The following is a 16,329-nucleotide window of genomic DNA, read 5'->3' as shown; positions in this document are numbered from 1 at the left end:
TCCTGGCCATGATCAAGGTCGTACGGGGCAACCCGACCCCGGAGGAACTGGCCGCCGCGCTCGCGGTCGTCCGGGCCCGTGCCGCCGCGGTGTCCGCGGTGCCGTCCCACACCCCGGAACCGCCGGCCGGCTGGTCCCACCCGAGCGGCCTGGCCCGGCGCGGCCGCCCCCTGCCGGGCCCGCGCGCCTGGGCCCGTACGTACTGGCCCGCGTAGGGCCTGTCCGGCGGATCTTCGCGGGCCCACGACGATCCGCCGGACAGGCCCTAACCGCTGGTGACGTGTGGGGCGGCGGTTGAGTACGCGTACTCAGGCGCCGCCCGGGGCCCCGCAGCAGGATCGAGTCATGCTCTGGTCCGACCCCGAGAACAAACCCCCCGAGGAACTCCGCGACGCGGAGACGATGATGCGCCGAGCGGGACTGGTCCTGGCCCTGGCGATGGTCGTCGCGATGTTCGTCCTGGGCACGCGCTGAGGCGTTTCGAGCCCCTCCGGCGCTTGAGGAGCGGGGGCCCGGGGGCGGCGCTCCCGAACGGCCCGCGTCCGTACGATGGCGCGCATGACCACACCCCGCCGCCTCGTCCTCGCCTCCGCCTCCCCCGCCCGCCTCGGCCTCCTCCGCCAAGCCGGCCTCGCCCCCGAGGTCATCGTCAGCGGCGTCGACGAGGACGCCCTCACCGCCGGCACCCCCGCCGAACTCGCCCTCGTCCTCGCCGAGGCCAAGGCGGCCGTCGTCGCCGCGCTCCCCGAGACCGCCGGTGCCCTGGTCATCGGCTGCGACTCGGTGCTGGAGCTCGACGGACAGGCGCTCGGCAAGCCGGCCGACGCCGAGGAGGCCACCGCCCGCTGGAAGTCGATGCGCGGCCGCGCCGGAATCCTGCGGACCGGGCACAGCCTGACGGACACCACGACCGGCCGCACGGTCTCGCGGACGGCGTCCACCACGGTGCACTTCGGGGAGCCGACGGACGCCGAGATCGCCGCCTACGTGGCCTCCGGCGAACCGCTGCACGTGGCGGGGGCCTTCACCCTGGACGGGCGCTCGGCACCGTTCGTGGACTCCATCGAGGGCGACCCGGGCAATGTCATCGGGCTCTCGCTGCCCCTGCTGCGCCGCCTGCTGGGCGAGCTGGGGATCGCGGTCACCGACCTCTGGGCCTGAGCGGCGCTCAGACCGGCGCGGGCGCGGCCGGCTGCTCGGCCTCGGGCTGCGGCCCGGGGCCGGCCGGCTCGGGCCCGTACGCCACCAGGGCGAGCACGACGAGGCCGAGCACCGCCATCATCCAGGCGAAGGCCCCCCAGCCGACGAGGCCGACCGTCAGCGCACCGAGCACGCCGTGGACGACCGCGCAGCAGATCAGCACGATCCGGGCGGCGCGCCCCACAGCGCGGTCGCGGGCGCCCGTCAGCACGAGGAACACGGCGCACAGGAGCAGGAAGAGCCCGGAGACCCCGCCGAGCACCCACGTGCCCTTGGACATCACCTCGGGATCCGTGCCGGCGAGGGACATGTCCTGGTTCCGCACGACCGTGCCCAGGACCACGTTGATGATCACGATGCCCACGGCTTCGACGGCCAGCACGAGCGCGGCCAGGAAGGCCACCAGTCTGCGCACCACGACGCTCACCCCCCTGTTACCAGCAGTACGTGCACTAGCGCGGACCCTACTAACGGGTAATGGCCACGACAAGAGCCGTGCGCGCCCCGGACGCGCCCCGTCTCTCCGGGCTTTCGTGGGTCGGGCAAAGAATTGCCCACCCCTTAGTGGGAACCCCACAAAGAATCACCGTAAGTCGCTGCCCGTGGCGATAGAGACCTGGACCACACTCGATCGCTACTGTGCGGTTTCAGAACCCGGCGTACCGTGGTGGCACAAGGGATTTCGCGACTTGAGCGCGCCTCGAATCACACTCCGTGTGGGCAAGCTCACCATTGGGGACGGGTCGTAGGACCGTGTCGGTAGTCCCTAAACTCAGCTTGTTTCAAGGAGGGAGCCATCGTGCGCAAGGTGCTCATCGCCAACCGTGGCGAAATCGCTGTCCGTGTTGCCCGGGCCTGCCGGGACGCGGGTATCGGCAGCGTGGCCGTCTACGCCGACCCGGACCGTGACGCTCTGCACGTCCGTGCGGCCGACGAGGCATTCGCTCTGGGCGGTGACACCCCGGCGGCCAGTTACCTGGACATCGCCAAGGTGCTCCAGGCTGCCAAGGACTCCGGGGCGGACGCGATCCACCCGGGTTACGGCTTCCTCTCGGAGAACGCCGAGTTCGCCCAGGCCGTGCTGGACGCCGGTCTGACGTGGATCGGCCCGCCGCCGCACGCGATCCGGGACCTCGGTGACAAGGTCGCCGCCCGTCACATCGCGCAGCGCGCCGGCGCCCCGCTCGTCGCGGGCACCCCGGACCCGGTCTCGGGCTCCGACGAGGTCGTCGCGTTCGCGAAGGAGCACGGCCTCCCGATCGCGATCAAGGCCGCCTTCGGCGGCGGCGGCCGCGGCCTGAAGGTCGCGCGCACGCTGGAGGAGATTCCGGAGCTGTACGACTCCGCCGTCCGCGAGGCGGTCGCCGCGTTCGGGCGCGGGGAGTGCTTCGTGGAGCGCTACCTCGACAAGCCGCGGCACGTGGAGACCCAGTGCCTGGCCGACACCCACGGCAACGTGGTCGTCGTCTCGACGCGTGACTGCTCGCTCCAGCGCCGCCACCAGAAGCTCGTGGAGGAGGCCCCGGCCCCCTTCCTCTCCGACGCGCAGAACGCCGAGCTGTACGCGGCGTCCAAGGCGATCCTGAAGGAGGCCGGCTACGTCGGCGCCGGCACGGTCGAGTTCCTGGTCGGCATGGACGGCACGATCTCCTTCCTGGAGGTCAACACGCGCCTCCAGGTGGAGCACCCGGTGACCGAGGAGGTCTCCGGCATCGACCTGGTCCGCGAGATGTTCCGGATCGCCGACGGCGAGGAGCTGGGCTACGACGACCCCGCCTCGCGCGGTCACTCGTTCGAGTTCCGGATCAACGGTGAGGACCCGGGCCGGGGCTTCCTGCCGGCGCCCGGCACGGTGACCCGGTTCGACCCGCCGAGCGGTCCGGGCGTCCGCCTGGACGCGGGCGTGGAGTCCGGCTCGGTCATCGGCCCCGCCTGGGACTCGCTGCTCGCCAAGCTCATCGTGACCGGTGCGACGCGTGAGCAGGCGCTCCAGCGTGCCGCGCGCGCCCTGGCGGAGTTCCACGTCGAGGGCATGGCGACCGCCATCCCGTTCCACCGCGCGGTCGTGGCGGACCCGGCGTTCACCGCCGACCCGTTCCGCGTCCACACCCGCTGGATCGAGACGGAGTTCGTCAACGAGATCAAGCCGTTCACCGCGCCCGCCGAGGCGGAGGCCGACGACGAGTCCGGCCGCGAGACGGTGGTCGTGGAGGTCGGCGGCAAGCGCCTGGAGGTCTCGCTGCCCTCCTCGCTCGGCATGAGCCTGGCCCGTACCGGCCTCGCGGCGGGCGCCAAGCCCAAGCGCCGCGCGGCGAAGAAGTCCGGCTCGGCGGTCTCCGGCGACACCCTCGCCTCTCCGATGCAGGGCACGATCGTGAAGATCGCCGTGGAGGAGGGCCAGGAGGTCAAGGAGGGCGACCTGATCGTCGTCCTGGAGGCCATGAAGATGGAGCAGCCGCTGAACGCGCACCGCTCCGGCACGGTCAAGGGCCTGGCCGCCGAGGTCGGCACCTCGGTCTCCTCCGGCGCCGTCATCTGCGAGATCAAGGACTGACCCGGCTCTTCCCCGCCGGTGCCCCGGTCATGTCGTCGGACGTGACCGGGGCACCGGCGCATTCGGGGGACGGGGGCCGCCCGCGCGATGGCATCCTGGAGACCGGGGAGACAGGAGGGACCGCACCATGGCGACGAGCCAGGCAGGGGCACCGGCCCGGCCCATGCGTGCCGACGCGCGCCGCAATTACGGCCGGCTGCTGGCGGCAGCCCGTACCGCCTTCGCGGAACACGGCACCGACGCGTCCCTGGAGGACGTCGCCCGGCGCGCGGGGGTGGGCATCGGCACGCTGTACCGGCACTTCCCGACCCGGCACGCGCTGATGAGCGCGGTCTTCCAGGAGGCGGTGACGGCCCTGATCACCCGCTCCCGCGAACTGGCCGGCTCGGACCGGTCGTGCGCCGCGCTGGTGGAGTGGCTGGGCGCCATCGTCACCCACGCGGGCGAGTACCGCGGTCTTGCCCAGGCGCTCATGTCCACCTGCCGCGACGAGAGTTCGGCCCTGGCACGGTGCAACACCCCGCTGCGCGAGGCGGGTTCGACGCTTCTGACCCGGGCCCAGTCGTCGGGCGCGGTCCGCCCGGACGTCTCGATCGACGACCTGATGCAACTGACGAACGCGATCGCGCTGGCAGCGGAGCAGTCCCCGGACGATCCGGAACTGGCGAGCCGCCTGCTGAAGCTGACACTGCGAGGGCTGAGCACACCCAGCCCCTCAGGCGGCGGCACCGCACGTCCCGCCGGCGGCGCAGCAAGCCCCTCCGGCGATTGAGGAGCGGGGGTACGGGGGCGGCGCCCCCGGGCTACCGCCGCCGCAGGTCCGCCACCCGCGCCCGGTCCCGCTCACCGACCCCCGGCTCCCCGAGCGCCCGCAACGGCTGTCCCTGCGTACGCCGCTGCCCGGGCAACGGCATCTCGCGCCGGGCGGGCCGCCCGCCCGACGCCCCCGGATCGCCCGCGGCCGACGAGGCCGCGGACGCCCCGCCCCCCGCGACAGCGATGCGTACGCCCTGATCCGCCAGCGCCTGCAACTCCGCCGCCGACCGATCGTCGTGCGCGGCGGGCTCGTCCGTCACCAGGTGGGTGATGAGATCCGTCGGCACGGTCTGGAACATCGTGTCGGAGCCGAGCTTCGTGTGGTCCGCGAGGACCACCACCTCCGCCGCGGCCTGCACCAGCGCCCGGTCCACGCTCGCGGAGAGCATGTTGGACGTGGAGAGCCCGCGCTCGGCGGTGAGCCCGCTCCCGGACAGGAACGCGCGGGAGACCCGCAGCCCTTGGAGGGACTGCTCGGCCCCGCTGCCCACCAGGGCGTAGTTGGAGCCACGCAGGGTGCCCCCCGTCATCACCACCTCCACCCGGTTGGCATGGGCCAGCGCCTGGGCGACGAGCAGGGAATTGGTGACGACGGTCAGGCCGGGAACGCGCGCGAGCCGGCGGGCCAGCTCCTGCGTGGTCGTACCGGCACCGACGACGACGGCCTCGCCCTCTTCGACGAGGCCGGCGGCCAGATCGGCGATGGCGGTCTTCTCCGCAGTGGCGAGATGGGATTTCTGCGGAAAGCCGGACTCCCGCGTAAGACCGCCCGGCAAGACCGCACCGCCGTGCCGGCGGTCGAGGAGTCCTTCTGCCTCCAGCGCACGCACGTCCCGCCGTACGGTCACTTCGGAGGTCTGGACGACGCGGGCGAGCTCACGGAGCGATACAGCCCCGTTGGCACGCACCATTTCGAGGATCAACTGACGACGTTCTGCAGCGAACACGAAACTGACAGTAACGTGACCGCGCGGGACTTTTCAGCAGTTTGCGCCGAATAGCAGAAGTTGTACATGCAGGCGGTCACCAAGTGGTATAGGAGACCGCCTTGTTGTCGTCTCCTGATCGAACGGCGGCCCCGGGCCGCCCGACTTGGCGGGAGTTGCCGGGGAATGCCGGGCCGTGACCCGGGTTTTCCGGCCCGGTCACGCCTCGCCCGTGCGCTTACGGCTGTGCAACTGGCGGGCCACTTCGGCGATCGATCCCGACAGGGACGGGTACACAGTGAAGGCGTTTGCGATCTGCTCGACCGTCAGATTGTTGTCGACGGCGATCGAGATCGGATGGATCAGCTCGCTCGCCCGGGGGGCGACGACACAGCCGCCGACGACGATGCCGGTGCCGGGGCGGCAGAAGATCTTGACGAAGCCGTCCCGGATGCCCTGCATCTTGGCGCGCGGGTTGCGCAGCAGCGGCAGCTTGACGACCAGCGCCTCGATCGTGCCCGCGTCGACGTCCGCCTGCGTATAGCCGACGGTGGCGATCTCCGGGTCGGTGAAGACGTTCGAGGACACCGTCTTGAGGTTCAGCGGGGCCACCGCGTCGCCGAGGAAGTGGTACATCGCGATGCGGCCCTGCATGGCGGCGACGGAGGCGAGCGCGAAGACGCCGGTGACGTCACCGGCCGCGTAGACGCCGGGCGCGCTGGTGCGGGAGACCTTGTCGGTGCGGATGTGCCCGGAGTCCTTGAGCCGGACGCCGGCCTCCTCCAGGCCCATGCCCGCGGTGTTCGGGATGGCGCCGACGGCCATCAGGCAGTGCGTGCCGGAGATGACCCGGCCGTCGGCGAGGGTCACCTCGACGCGGTCGCCGACGCGCTTGGCGGACTGGGCGCGGGAGCGGGCCATGACGTTCATGCCGCGCCGCCGGAACACGTCCTCCAGGACGGCCGCCGCGTCGGGGTCCTCGCCGGGCAGCACCCGGTCACGGGAGGAGACGAGGGTGACGCGCGAGCCGAGGGCCTGGTAGGCGCCGGCGAACTCGGCGCCGGTCACACCGGAGCCGACGACGATGAGCTCCTGCGGCAGCTCGTCGAGGTCGTAGACCTGGGTCCAGTTCAGGATGCGCTCGCCGTCGGGCTGGGCGTCCGGGATCTCCCGGGGGTGCCCACCGGTCGCTATCAGCACGGCGTCGGCGGTGAGGGTCTCCTCCGTACCGTCGGCGGCCGTGACGACGACCTGCCGGGAGCCGTCGGCGGCCTGGAGGCCCACCAGACGGCCGCGCCCGCGCATCACGCGGGCACCGGCGCGGGTGACGGAAGCGGTGATGTCGTGGGACTGCGCGAGCGCCAGGCGCTTGACGCGGCGGTTGACCTTCCCCAGATCGACGCCGACCACACGTGCGGCCTGCTCTATGTGCGGGGTGTCGTCGGCGACGATGATGCCCAGCTCCTCGTACGAGGAGTCGAAGGTGGTCATCACCTCGGCCGTCGCGATCAGGGTCTTCGAGGGCACGCAGTCGGTGAGGACGGACGCGCCGCCGAGGCCGTCGCAGTCGACGACGGTCACCTCCGCGCCGAGCTGGGCGCCCACCAGTGCCGCCTCGTACCCGCCGGGTCCGCCGCCGATGATCACGATCCGGGTCACGAAAAGTCCGCCTCGCGTTTCTCGTCCCGCGGCCGTCTGCTGCCCCGGCCGGGGGTCCGGGGGATCGCCCCGGGGGAATGCAGTACGTACTTCATTGTCCCGCACGCGCCAAGGTGCTTCTCCCCGGGGCCCTCCATACGTGCGCCGGGGCGCACGGCGCACGGACGCGGCGGGCGTGTCCGTCCCGTTCGCGCCTCCCCTCAGGGGGCGTTCCTCACAGGAACCGGCCTGCCCGCCGTCACCTCCCGTACCCTCGATCCCATGTCGCTCTACGCCGCGTACGCCGGCAACCTCGACGCGCGGCTGATGACGCGCCGCGCCCCGCACTCACCGCTGCGCGGCACCGGCTGGCTGAACGGCTGGCGGCTGACCTTCGGCGGGGAGCAGATGGGCTGGGAGGGAGCGCTGGCCACCGTGGTGGAGGCGCCCCGCTCGCAGGTGTTCGTCGCCCTGTACGACCTGGCACCCATGGACGAGGACTCCATGGACCGCTGGGAGGGCGTCGGCCTCGACATCTACCGGCGCATGCGGATCCGGGTGCACACCCTGGACGGCGAGGAACCGGCCTGGATCTATGTGCTGAACGGTTACGAGGGCGGCCTGCCGTCCGCCCGCTATCTGGGCGAGATCGCGGACGCGGCCGAATCGGCGGGCGCGCCGCACGACTACGTGATGGAACTGCGCAAGCGGCCCTGCTGACGGGAGGAGCGGCGAGGGGCGGGCGACCTGCCCCCTCCGGCTCCGCGCGACCCCGATTGTCGGAACGCACGAACGAATCCCGCAAGACTCTGTACAGGGGCATCTACGCGCGTAGGGATTCAGCGGTTACCCTCATCCGCGTGAACGCATCAGTTATTCCGGACCACATCCAGGGCGACCCGTACGCCGCCGCCGCCGACGCCGCCGCCCGCCTGCGCGAGCTGACCGGTGCCGAGACTCACGACGTCGCCCTCGTGATGGGCTCCGGCTGGGCGCCGGCCGCTGCCGCGCTCGGCGTTCCGGCGGCCGAGTTCCCGGTGACCGCCCTGCCCGGCTTCCCCGCGCCCGCCGTGGAGGGCCACGGCGGCACGATCCGCTCGCACGTGATCGGCGACAAGCGCGCCCTGGTGTTCCTGGGCCGCACGCACTACTACGAGGGCCGTGGCGTCGGCCCCGTCGCGCACGGGGTCCGCACGGCGGTCGCCGCGGGGTGCCGCACGGTCGTCCTGACGAACGGCTGCGGCGGCCTGCGGGAGGGCATGCGCCCCGGGCAGCCGGTCCTGATCAGCGACCACATCAACCTCACGGCCGCGTCGCCGATCGTCGGCGCGAACTTCGTGGACCTCACCGACCTGTACTCGCCGCGCCTGCGCGCCCTGTGCAAGCAGGTGGACGAGACGCTCGAAGAGGGCGTGTACGTGCAGTTCCCCGGCCCGCACTACGAGACTCCGGCCGAGATCAACATGGTCCGCGTGATGGGCGGCGACCTGGTCGGCATGTCCACGGTCCTGGAGGCGATCGCGGCCCGCGAGGCGGGGGCCGAGGTCCTCGGCATCTCCCTCGTGACGAACCTGGCGGCGGGGTTGAGCGGGGAGCCGCTGAACCACGAGGAGGTGCTGCAGGCGGGGCGCGACTCCGCCGCGCGGATGGGGTCGTTGCTGGCGCGGGTGCTGGACCGGATCTGAGGGTCTCGCGGGGGCGCTGCCCCCGCACCCCCGCTCCTCAATCGCCGGAGGGGCTTGATTTTCTCCGCCGCCGCTTCCCTCTGCGGACGAAGTTTCAGCCCCGCCGGCGATTGAGGCGCGGGGTCCGGGGCAGCGCCCCGGTTCCGGGAAGAGTGGGGTCTCCCCTGCTCGAACGAAGCTGAGAGCTTGGGGATGGGCAGGGGAACACGCCCGCCGCAGGCGCCCCACCCGCACCACCACTCACCCGCACCCACCCCCGAAAGGCGGACACCGTGACGCACCAGGAACTCCTCACCCGCGCCAGCGCCTGGCTGGCGGAGGACCCCGACCCCGACACCCGCGAAGAGCTCGCCAAGCTCATCGCCGCCGAGGACATCCCCGAGCTCACCACCCGCTTCGCGGGAACGCTCCAGTTCGGCACCGCCGGGCTCAGGGGCGAGCTCGGCGCGGGCCCGATGCGCATGAACCGCGCCGTGGTCATCCGCGCGGCCGCCGGCCTCGCCGCGTACCTGAAGGACCAGGGGCAGGCCGGCGGTCTCGTCGTCATCGGCTACGACGCCCGCTACAAGTCCGCCGACTTCGCCCGGGACACCGCCGCCGTGATGACCAGCGCCGGCCTGCGGGCGGCGGTGCTCCCCCGCCCGCTGCCCACCCCGGTGCTCGCGTACGCCATAAGGCACCTGGGTGCCGTCGCCGGCGTCGAGGTGACCGCCAGCCACAACCCGCCCCGCGACAACGGCTACAAGGTCTACCTCGGCGACGGCTCGCAGATCGTGCCGCCGGCCGACGGCGAGATCGCCGCCGCCATCGCCGCGGTCGGCCCGCTGGACACCGTCCCGCGCCCCGCCGACGGCTGGGAGACCCTGGGCGACGAGGTCCTGGACGCCTATCTGGCGCGTACCGACGCCGTGCTCGACGCCGGTTCGCCGCGGACCGCCCGCGTCGTCTACACGGCGATGCACGGGGTCGGCGCCTCCGTGCTCACCGCCGCCTTCGACCGCGCCGGCTTCCCCGCCCCGGTGCTCGTCGCGGAGCAGACCGAGCCGGACCCCGCGTTCCCCACCGTGGCCTTCCCCAATCCTGAGGAGCCCGGTGCGATGGACCTCGCGTTCACCACCGCGCGCCGGGCGAACCCCGACATCGTCATCGCCAACGACCCGGACGCCGACCGCTGTGCCGTCGCCGTACCGGACCCCGTTGCGGACGGCGGCTGGCGGATGCTGCGGGGCGACGAGACCGGCGCGCTGCTCGCCGCGCACCTGGTGCGCCGGGGCGCCACCGGCGTGTTCGCGGAGTCGATCGTCTCGTCCTCGCTGCTGGGCCGGATCGCCGAGAAGGCGGGCCTGGGGTACGAGGAGACCCTGACGGGCTTCAAGTGGATCGCCCGGGTCGAGGGGCTGCGGTACGGCTACGAGGAGGCGCTCGGCTACTGCGTCGACCCGGAGGGCGTCCGCGACAAGGACGGCATCACGGCCGCGCTGCTCGTCGCCGAGCTCGCCTCCGTGCTCAAGGAGCAGGGCCGCACGCTCCTGGACCTGCTGGACGACCTCGCCCTGGAGCACGGACTGCACGCGACCGACCAGCTGTCGGTGCGGGTCGAGGACCTGTCCGTCATCGCCGACGCGATGCGCCGCCTGCGCGAACAGCCGCCGGCCGCTCTGGCGGGGCTCCCCGTCGCCTCGGCCGAGGATCTGTCGCAGGGCACGGACCGGCTGCCGCCGACCGACGGGCTGCGCTACCGGCTCGACGGCGCCCGGGTGATCGTCCGCCCGAGCGGCACCGAGCCGAAGCTGAAGTGCTATCTGGAGGTCGTCGTACCGGTCGGCTCCGCCGACGCGCTGCCGGCGGCCCGCGCCCGGGCCGCGGAGCTGCTGACCGGCATCAAGCGCGACCTGTCGGCGGCGGCGGGCATCTGAGGGAGGGGGCGGCCGGGGCCCGGCCACCCTCCGCTCGGCCCGCCGCCCGCACCCCGCCGGCGTCATCGCGCGCGAGCCGGGCGTCAGCCTCCGCACGCCGTTCCCCCGGCTGCAGGCCCTGAGGGCCGGGCCGGGCGCCTCGAACCGCTTCCGGCCGGCGTCGCGGGCGCAGCGGCGGGCCGGCTGGGAGCGCCCGGGTCGTCAGCCGGTCGCGCCGAGGACCACCAGCAGCACCGCTCCGACGGCGGCCGGGGCGATGACCTCGTACGCCCAGCGCACCGAGGCTGCGGGCGCGCCGGGCGCGGGCTTGTCACCGGCCCGCTCGGACAGCTCGCGCAGGTCCGCGACGCTCCGGTCGGCGGCCGCGGTGCGGGCGTGGGTGTCGCGCACGTCCGCGATCGTGGACGTACGCCGGTACGGGTCGTCCACCGCCTGCCGGGACTGCTGGCGGGCGGCCTTCTTGCGCTGCCGCAGGGAGACGGGGACGGCCCAGAGCTGGAACTTCGTACCGTCGTGCGTGAAGAGCTCGCTCGAATACCCGGCCCGTACGTCGGCGACGTCGCTCCACGGCAGCGTGATCGTGCGGAACGGGTTGCGGATGCGGATGCGCCTCTCGTTCGCGGCGACCACCGGGCGCAGCGTGAAGGCGACGATCAGGGGCACGGCGGTCAGCATCCCGGCCAGCGCCATCCACGGCACCCGCCCCTCGCCCCGGAACGCGGCGTCGCCGCCGATCCCGCAGACCAGCACGAGGAGCAGGACGCCGCCGGCCAGCCCGGCGGGCGACCGGAAGGTCCGGTCGGCGTAGGTGGGCTCGTCGGCAGGCGTGGGGCTCGTCATGAGCCCGATTGTGCCTGACGCGGCGCGGGGGCGCGGTGGCGGCTTCGCCCGCGGTGGCGGCCGGGGGCGGCCACCCTCGATGACCTGGGTCCCTGTACAGGTCGCTACGCGCGTAGATATGCTCAGGTGGTGACCATGCCCACCACCCTCCCCGCATTCGCCGACGCGACGGCGTCCGACGGTGCGCTGCGCCGCTTCCTGCACGGGCTGCCCGGCGTCGACCCGGTCGGCCTCGAAGCGCGCGCCGCCGCCCTCGGGACCAGGTCGATCAAGACGACGGCCAAGGCGTACGCGATCGACCTCGCCATCTCGATGATCGACCTGACGACGCTCGAAGGCGCGGACACCCCCGGCAAGGTCCGGGCCCTCGCCGCCAAGGCCGTCAACCCCGACCCCACCGACCGCACGACGCCGCGCACCGCCGCGGTCTGCGTCTACCCCGACATGGCGGCCACCGCGGCCGCCGCCCTGGCCGGCTCCGGCGTGAAGGTGGCGTCCGTGGCGACGGCCTTCCCCGCCGGGCGCGCCGCACTCGACGTGAAGCTCGCGGACGTCCGGGACGCGGTGGCGGCCGGGGCCGACGAGATCGACATGGTGATCGACCGGGGCGCGTTCCTGGCCGGCCGCTATCTGAAGGTGTACGAGGAGATCCTCGCCGTGAAGGCGGAGTGCGGGTCCGCCCGGCTCAAGGTGATCTTCGAGACCGGTGAGCTGTCCACGTACGACAACATCCGGCGGGCCTCCTGGCTCGGGATGCTGGCCGGCGCGGACTTCATCAAGACCTCGACCGGCAAGGTGGCGGTGAACGCCACCCCCGCGAACACCCTGCTGATGCTGGAGGCGGTGCGCGACTTCCGCGCGCAGACCGGCGTACAGGTCGGCGTGAAGCCGGCCGGCGGCATCCGCACCTCGAAGGACGCGGTCAAGTTCCTCGTGCTGGTCAACGAGACGGCGGGCGAGGACTGGCTGGACAACCACTGGTTCCGCTTCGGCGCCTCCAGCCTGCTGAACGACCTGCTGATGCAGCGCCAGAAGCTCAGCACCGGCCGTTACTCCGGCCCCGATTACGTGACGGTGGACTGATACCCATGGCATCCGCATTCGAGTACGCACCGGCGCCGGAGTCCCGTTCCGTCGTCGACATCGCCCCCTCGTACGGCCTGTTCATCGACGGTGAGTTCACCGACGCGGCCGACGGCAAGGTCTTCAAGACGGTCAGCCCGTCCTCCGAGGAGGTGCTGTCCGAGGTGGCGCGGGCCGGCGCCGAGGACGTGGACCGGGCCGTGAAGGCGGCCCGCCGCGCGTTCGAGAAGTGGTCGGCGCTGCCCGGCTCCGAGCGCGCCAAGTACCTGTTCCGGATCGCCCGGATCATCCAGGAGCGCTCCCGCGAGCTGGCCGTCCTGGAGACCCTGGACAACGGCAAGCCGATCAAGGAGACCCGCGACGCGGACCTCCCGCTGGTCGCCGCGCACTTCTTCTACTACGCGGGCTGGGCCGACAAGCTGGACCACGCGGGCTACGGCCCGAACCCGCGTCCGCTGGGCGTGGCGGGCCAGGTCATCCCGTGGAACTTCCCGCTGCTGATGCTCGCGTGGAAGATCGCCCCGGCGCTCGCCACGGGCAACACGGTGGTCCTGAAGCCCGCCGAGACGACGCCGCTGTCCGCACTGTTCTTCGCGGACATCTGCCGCCAGGCCGGCCTGCCCAAGGGTGTCGTCAACATCCTGACGGGGTACGGCGACGCGGGCCAGGCGCTCGTGGAGCACCCGGACGTCGACAAGGTCGCCTTCACCGGCTCGACCGCCGTCGGCAAGGCCATCGCCCGCCAGGTCGCGGGGACGGACAAGAAGGTCACGCTGGAGCTGGGCGGCAAGGGCGCCAACATCGTCTTCGACGACGCCCCGATCGACCAGGCCGTCGAGGGCATCGTCACCGGCATCTTCTTCAACCAGGGCCAGGTCTGCTGCGCGGGCTCCCGTCTCCTGGTCCAGGAGTCCGTCCAGGACGAACTGCTGGACGCCCTGAAGCGCCGCCTGTCCACGCTGCGCCTCGGCGACCCGCTGGACAAGAACACGGACATCGGCGCGATCAACTCCGCCGAGCAGCTGGCCCGGATCACCGCACTCACGGAGACCGGCGAGGCGGAGGGCGCGGAGCGCTGGAGCGCCCCGTGCGAACTTCCCTCGGCGGGTTACTGGTTCGCCCCGACGCTCTTCACCAACGTCACCCAGGCGCACACCATCGCCCGCGACGAGATCTTCGGCCCGGTGCTGTCCGTGCTGTCGTTCCGCACGCCGGACGAGGCCGTCGCCAAGGCCAACAACAGCCAGTACGGCCTGTCGGCCGGCATCTGGACGGAGAAGGGCTCGCGCATCCTCGCGGTGGCGAACAAGCTCCGGGCGGGCGTCGTCTGGGCCAACACGTTCAACAAGTTCGACCCGACCTCGCCGTTCGGCGGTTACAAGGAGTCGGGCTTCGGCCGCGAAGGCGGCCGTCACGGCCTGGAGGCGTACCTCGATGTCCGATAACCGTCTGAGCGTCTTCAAGACCTACAAGCTGTACGTCGGGGGCACGTTCCCCCGCTCCGAGAGCGGCCGGGTGTACGAGGTGACGGACTCGAAGGGCAAGTGGCTGGCGAACGCGCCCCAGTCGTCCCGCAAGGACGCGCGCGACGCGGTCGTGGCCGCCCGCAAGGCGTTCGGCGGCTGGTCCGGCGCGACCGCGTACAACCGCGGCCAGATCCTCTACCGCGTCGCGGAGATGCTGGAGGGCCGCCGGGAGCAGTTCGTGCGCGAGGTGGCCGAGGCGGAGGGCCTGTCGAAGTCGAAGGCGGCGGCCGTCGTGGACGCGGCGGTGGACCGCTGGGTCTGGTACGCGGGCTGGACGGACAAGATCGCCCAGATCGTGGGCGGCGCGAACCCGGTCGCGGGCCCGTTCTTCAACCTGTCGACGCCCGAGCCGACCGGTGTGGTCGCGGTCCTGGCGCCGCAGGAGTCGTCGTTCCTGGGCCTGGTCTCGGTGGTGGCCCCGGTGATCGCGGCCGGCAACACGGTGGTCGTCGTGGCCTCCGCGAAGTCCCCGCTGCCCGCGCTGTCGCTGGGCGAGGTGCTGGCCACCTCGGACCTGCCGGGCGGTGTGGTCAACATCCTGTCGGGGAAGACCGCGGAGATCGCGGCGCCGCTCGCCGCCCACCAGGACGTGAACGGCATCGACCTCACGGGCGCGGACGCGGCTCTCGCGAAGGACCTGGAGATCGCGGCGGCCGACAACCTGAAGCGCGTATCCCGTCCACAGCCTGTGGACGGTGACGGCGACGACTGGACAGCCGATCCGGGCACGCACCGCCTGACAGCGTTTCTGGAGACCAAGACCGTCTGGCACCCGACGGGCGCGCTGGGCGCGTCGGGCTCCTCGTACTGACGGCGCACGCGACGGGCACGGCCCGTTTCCCGGAGGTGTCTCCGGGAAACGGGCCGTCACGTTGTCAGCGGTGCAGGCCGTCCACGAACCCGTCCACGACCGGGCCCGCCAGGGGCAGGTCCTTCAGGGCGCCGCCGCTGGTCAGCGGGTCGGTGACCAGTGCGGTGGAGAGCGGCTTGAAGTCGGCGACCTGGGTGCCCACCGCGTTGTCCAGCGGGTCCGTGCCGGTGCCGGCCAGCGGGTCGAGCCGGAGATGGGTCACGGGCGCGATGCCGTTCCCCAGGGCCTGCCCGAGCGCCCCGGTGACCGCGCCGCCGGCCGCCCCGGTGGCCTCCCCGAGGACGGCGTCGGTGCCGGTCTCCTGGACGACGGGCAGCGGGGCCGCCTGGGCCGCCGCACCCCCCGCGCCGAGCGCGGCACCCACCGCGGTGACGGTCAGGCCTGCGCGCAGCAGCGTGCGGCGCCGGGACTTGGAAAGTGCGTGACGTGCCATGGATTTCCCACCTGATCGGGACGATCGGACCATCGGTCGTGTAATCGACCGAATGCAAAGAGTAGTTGAGGTGTGATGCGCGATACCAACAGGACCTCCGGGGGATCCCTTGTTCGGGTCAATGCCTCACACTCGTGTCCTGTGAGTTCCCAAGCGCTTTCGACCCGCGTCGTCCTGTTGACGGGCCCCTCCGGCTCCGGCAAGTCGTCCCTCGCCGCCCGCACCGGCCTTCCGGTGCTGCGGCTCGACGACTTCTACAAGGAGGCCGGCGACCCCACCCTGCCGCTCGTCCCCGGCAGCACGGACATCGACTGGGACTCCCCGGACTCCTGGGACGCCGAGGCCGCGGTCGGCGCGATCACGGAGCTCTGCCGGACCGGGCGCACCGACGTCCCGGTGTACGACATCGCCACCAGCTCCCGCACCGGCCACGAGGATCTGCACATCGGGCGCACCCCGCTCTTCGTGGCCGAGGGCATCTTCGCGGCGGACATCATCGACCGCTGCCAGTCGCTGGGCCTGCTGGCCGACGCCCTCTGCCTGCGCGGCCGCCCCTCGACGACCTTCCGCCGCCGCCTCCTGCGCGACCTGCGCGAGGGCCGCAAGTCGGTCCCGTTCCTGCTGCGGCGCGGCTGGCGCCTGATGCGTACGGAGCGCCGCATCGTGGCCCGCCACGTGGCGCTGGGCGCGCACGCCTGCGCCAAGCCGGAGGCGCTGGGCCGCCTGGCCGCCGCGGCGGCGGGGCGGTGCCGTTTGCCGGCGACCCGGTAAGCCCCTCCGCCGGTTTCGGTTTCGAGGGCTCCGCCCCCGAGCCCCCGCTCCTCAATCGCCGGAGGGGCTT

17 protein-coding genes are annotated in these 16,329 nt (G+C 72.6%); 12 read left to right on the top strand and 5 right to left on the bottom strand.

Annotated elements, in window-relative coordinates; translation table 11 throughout:
* The first annotated feature begins 8 nt into the window (after positions 1 to 8).
* The 3 genes from ACLQ2N_RS27315 (at position 9) to ACLQ2N_RS27305 (ending at position 1,161) form a co-directional block, all read left to right on the top strand.
* Entirely contained in the window at positions 9 to 215 is a 207-nt protein-coding gene (locus ACLQ2N_RS27315) for an acyl-CoA carboxylase epsilon subunit (RefSeq protein ID WP_425816876.1), read from the top strand.
* A 130-nt stretch (positions 216 to 345) separates the two neighbouring features.
* A complete protein-coding gene (mmpB, locus tag ACLQ2N_RS27310; protein ID WP_260696836.1) occupies positions 346 to 474 on the top strand; it encodes a morphogenic membrane protein MmpB in 129 nt (42 codons plus the stop codon).
* Between the two features lie 75 nt (positions 475 to 549).
* Positions 550 to 1,161, top strand: a complete 612-nt coding sequence (locus ACLQ2N_RS27305) for a nucleoside triphosphate pyrophosphatase (protein ID WP_425816874.1) — start codon at positions 550 to 552, stop codon at positions 1,159 to 1,161.
* Between the two features lie 7 nt (positions 1,162 to 1,168).
* Here the strand turns inward: ACLQ2N_RS27305 and ACLQ2N_RS27300 are convergent, their stop codons facing one another.
* The gene (locus ACLQ2N_RS27300) at positions 1,169 to 1,627 is read right to left on the bottom strand and encodes a hypothetical protein (RefSeq protein WP_425816872.1); all 459 of its coding nucleotides are present in this window, start codon (positions 1,625 to 1,627) and stop codon (positions 1,169 to 1,171) included.
* A 372-nt stretch (positions 1,628 to 1,999) separates the two neighbouring features.
* Here ACLQ2N_RS27300 and ACLQ2N_RS27295 point away from each other — a divergent pair, with 372 nt between their 5' ends.
* On the top strand, positions 2,000 to 3,754 hold the full coding sequence (locus ACLQ2N_RS27295) for an acetyl/propionyl/methylcrotonyl-CoA carboxylase subunit alpha (protein WP_425816870.1): 1,755 nt from the start codon (positions 2,000 to 2,002) through the stop codon (positions 3,752 to 3,754).
* Between the two features lie 127 nt (positions 3,755 to 3,881).
* Positions 3,882 to 4,526, top strand: a complete 645-nt coding sequence (locus ACLQ2N_RS27290; RefSeq protein ID WP_425816868.1) for a TetR/AcrR family transcriptional regulator — start codon at positions 3,882 to 3,884, stop codon at positions 4,524 to 4,526.
* 31 nt (positions 4,527 to 4,557) lie between these two features.
* On the opposite strand, the gene ACLQ2N_RS27285 is transcribed toward ACLQ2N_RS27290, so the two are convergent.
* Positions 4,558 to 5,481 (bottom strand): DeoR/GlpR family DNA-binding transcription regulator, encoded by a 924-nt coding sequence (locus tag ACLQ2N_RS27285; RefSeq protein ID WP_425817121.1) that lies wholly within the window; start codon positions 5,479 to 5,481, stop codon positions 4,558 to 4,560.
* 234 nt (positions 5,482 to 5,715) lie between these two features.
* On the bottom strand, positions 5,716 to 7,155 hold the full coding sequence (locus tag ACLQ2N_RS27280) for an NAD(P)H-quinone dehydrogenase (RefSeq protein ID WP_425816866.1): 1,440 nt from the start codon (positions 7,153 to 7,155) through the stop codon (positions 5,716 to 5,718).
* Positions 7,156 to 7,416: 261 nt separating this feature from the next.
* On the opposite strand from ACLQ2N_RS27280, the gene ACLQ2N_RS27275 reads away from it, so the two are divergent.
* The 3 genes from ACLQ2N_RS27275 (at position 7,417) to ACLQ2N_RS27265 (ending at position 10,735) form a co-directional block, all read left to right on the top strand.
* Positions 7,417 to 7,854, top strand: coding sequence for a gamma-glutamylcyclotransferase (locus tag ACLQ2N_RS27275; protein ID WP_026171252.1), 438 nt, complete (start codon positions 7,417 to 7,419; stop codon positions 7,852 to 7,854).
* A gap of 140 nt (positions 7,855 to 7,994) precedes the next feature.
* Entirely contained in the window at positions 7,995 to 8,819 is an 825-nt protein-coding gene (locus ACLQ2N_RS27270; RefSeq protein WP_425816864.1) for a purine-nucleoside phosphorylase, read from the top strand.
* Between the two features lie 272 nt (positions 8,820 to 9,091).
* Positions 9,092 to 10,735 (top strand): phospho-sugar mutase, encoded by a 1,644-nt coding sequence (locus tag ACLQ2N_RS27265; RefSeq protein WP_425816862.1) that lies wholly within the window; start codon positions 9,092 to 9,094, stop codon positions 10,733 to 10,735.
* A 201-nt stretch (positions 10,736 to 10,936) separates the two neighbouring features.
* Here the strand turns inward: ACLQ2N_RS27265 and ACLQ2N_RS27260 are convergent, their stop codons facing one another.
* The gene (locus ACLQ2N_RS27260) at positions 10,937 to 11,575 is read right to left on the bottom strand and encodes a PH domain-containing protein (protein WP_425816860.1); all 639 of its coding nucleotides are present in this window, start codon (positions 11,573 to 11,575) and stop codon (positions 10,937 to 10,939) included.
* A gap of 135 nt (positions 11,576 to 11,710) precedes the next feature.
* Between ACLQ2N_RS27260 and deoC the strand changes: the two genes are divergently transcribed.
* The 3 genes from deoC to ACLQ2N_RS27245 are packed head-to-tail and all read left to right on the top strand — an operon-like array spanning position 11,711 to position 14,995.
* Positions 11,711 to 12,658 carry a deoxyribose-phosphate aldolase gene (deoC, locus tag ACLQ2N_RS27255; protein WP_425816858.1) on the top strand — a complete coding sequence of 316 codons (948 nt, stop codon included), beginning with the start codon at positions 11,711 to 11,713 and terminating at the stop codon, positions 12,656 to 12,658.
* A gap of 5 nt (positions 12,659 to 12,663) precedes the next feature.
* Positions 12,664 to 14,103, top strand: coding sequence for an aldehyde dehydrogenase family protein (locus ACLQ2N_RS27250; protein WP_425816856.1), 1,440 nt, complete (start codon positions 12,664 to 12,666; stop codon positions 14,101 to 14,103).
* Entirely contained in the window at positions 14,093 to 14,995 is a 903-nt protein-coding gene (locus ACLQ2N_RS27245; RefSeq protein WP_425816854.1) for an aldehyde dehydrogenase family protein, read from the top strand. The genes ACLQ2N_RS27250 and ACLQ2N_RS27245 overlap by 11 nt, the downstream gene beginning before the upstream one ends.
* A gap of 64 nt (positions 14,996 to 15,059) precedes the next feature.
* On the opposite strand, the gene ACLQ2N_RS27240 is transcribed toward ACLQ2N_RS27245, so the two are convergent.
* Positions 15,060 to 15,488 (bottom strand): hypothetical protein, encoded by a 429-nt coding sequence (locus ACLQ2N_RS27240; RefSeq protein ID WP_425816852.1) that lies wholly within the window; start codon positions 15,486 to 15,488, stop codon positions 15,060 to 15,062.
* Between the two features lie 177 nt (positions 15,489 to 15,665).
* Between ACLQ2N_RS27240 and ACLQ2N_RS27235 the strand changes: the two genes are divergently transcribed.
* The gene (locus ACLQ2N_RS27235) at positions 15,666 to 16,259 is read left to right on the top strand and encodes an ATP-binding protein (protein ID WP_425817119.1); all 594 of its coding nucleotides are present in this window, start codon (positions 15,666 to 15,668) and stop codon (positions 16,257 to 16,259) included.
* Positions 16,260 to 16,329 lie beyond the last annotated feature (70 nt).

It is taken from the genome of Streptomyces sp. DT224 (assembly GCF_049844595.1).
GTDB lineage: Bacteria > Actinomycetota > Actinomycetes > Streptomycetales > Streptomycetaceae > Streptomyces.
Note: the sequence above shows the minus strand (reverse complement) of the source record. Positions and strands in the feature narration are given on the sequence as shown.

Excerpts from the sequence above, each read along its gene's own strand:
- ACLQ2N_RS27245 (WP_425816854.1), top strand. The coding sequence starts at position 14,093 with ATGTCCGATAACCGTCTGAGCGTCTTCAAGACCTACAAGCTGTACGTC.
- ACLQ2N_RS27290 (WP_425816868.1), top strand. The coding sequence starts at position 3,882 with ATGGCGACGAGCCAGGCAGGGGCACCGGCCCGGCCCATGCGTGCCGAC.
- ACLQ2N_RS27315 (WP_425816876.1), top strand. The coding sequence starts at position 9 with ATGATCAAGGTCGTACGGGGCAACCCGACCCCGGAGGAACTGGCCGCC.
- deoC (WP_425816858.1), top strand. The coding sequence starts at position 11,711 with ATGCCCACCACCCTCCCCGCATTCGCCGACGCGACGGCGTCCGACGGT.
- ACLQ2N_RS27250 (WP_425816856.1), top strand. The coding sequence starts at position 12,664 with ATGGCATCCGCATTCGAGTACGCACCGGCGCCGGAGTCCCGTTCCGTC.
- ACLQ2N_RS27305 (WP_425816874.1), top strand. The coding sequence starts at position 550 with ATGGCGCGCATGACCACACCCCGCCGCCTCGTCCTCGCCTCCGCCTCC.
- ACLQ2N_RS27260 (WP_425816860.1), bottom strand. The coding sequence starts at position 11,575 with ATGACGAGCCCCACGCCTGCCGACGAGCCCACCTACGCCGACCGGACC.
- ACLQ2N_RS27240 (WP_425816852.1), bottom strand. The coding sequence starts at position 15,488 with ATGGCACGTCACGCACTTTCCAAGTCCCGGCGCCGCACGCTGCTGCGC.
- mmpB (WP_260696836.1), top strand. The coding sequence starts at position 346 with ATGCTCTGGTCCGACCCCGAGAACAAACCCCCCGAGGAACTCCGCGAC.
- ACLQ2N_RS27275 (WP_026171252.1), top strand. The coding sequence starts at position 7,417 with ATGTCGCTCTACGCCGCGTACGCCGGCAACCTCGACGCGCGGCTGATG.
- ACLQ2N_RS27285 (WP_425817121.1), bottom strand. The coding sequence starts at position 5,481 with ATGGTGCGTGCCAACGGGGCTGTATCGCTCCGTGAGCTCGCCCGCGTC.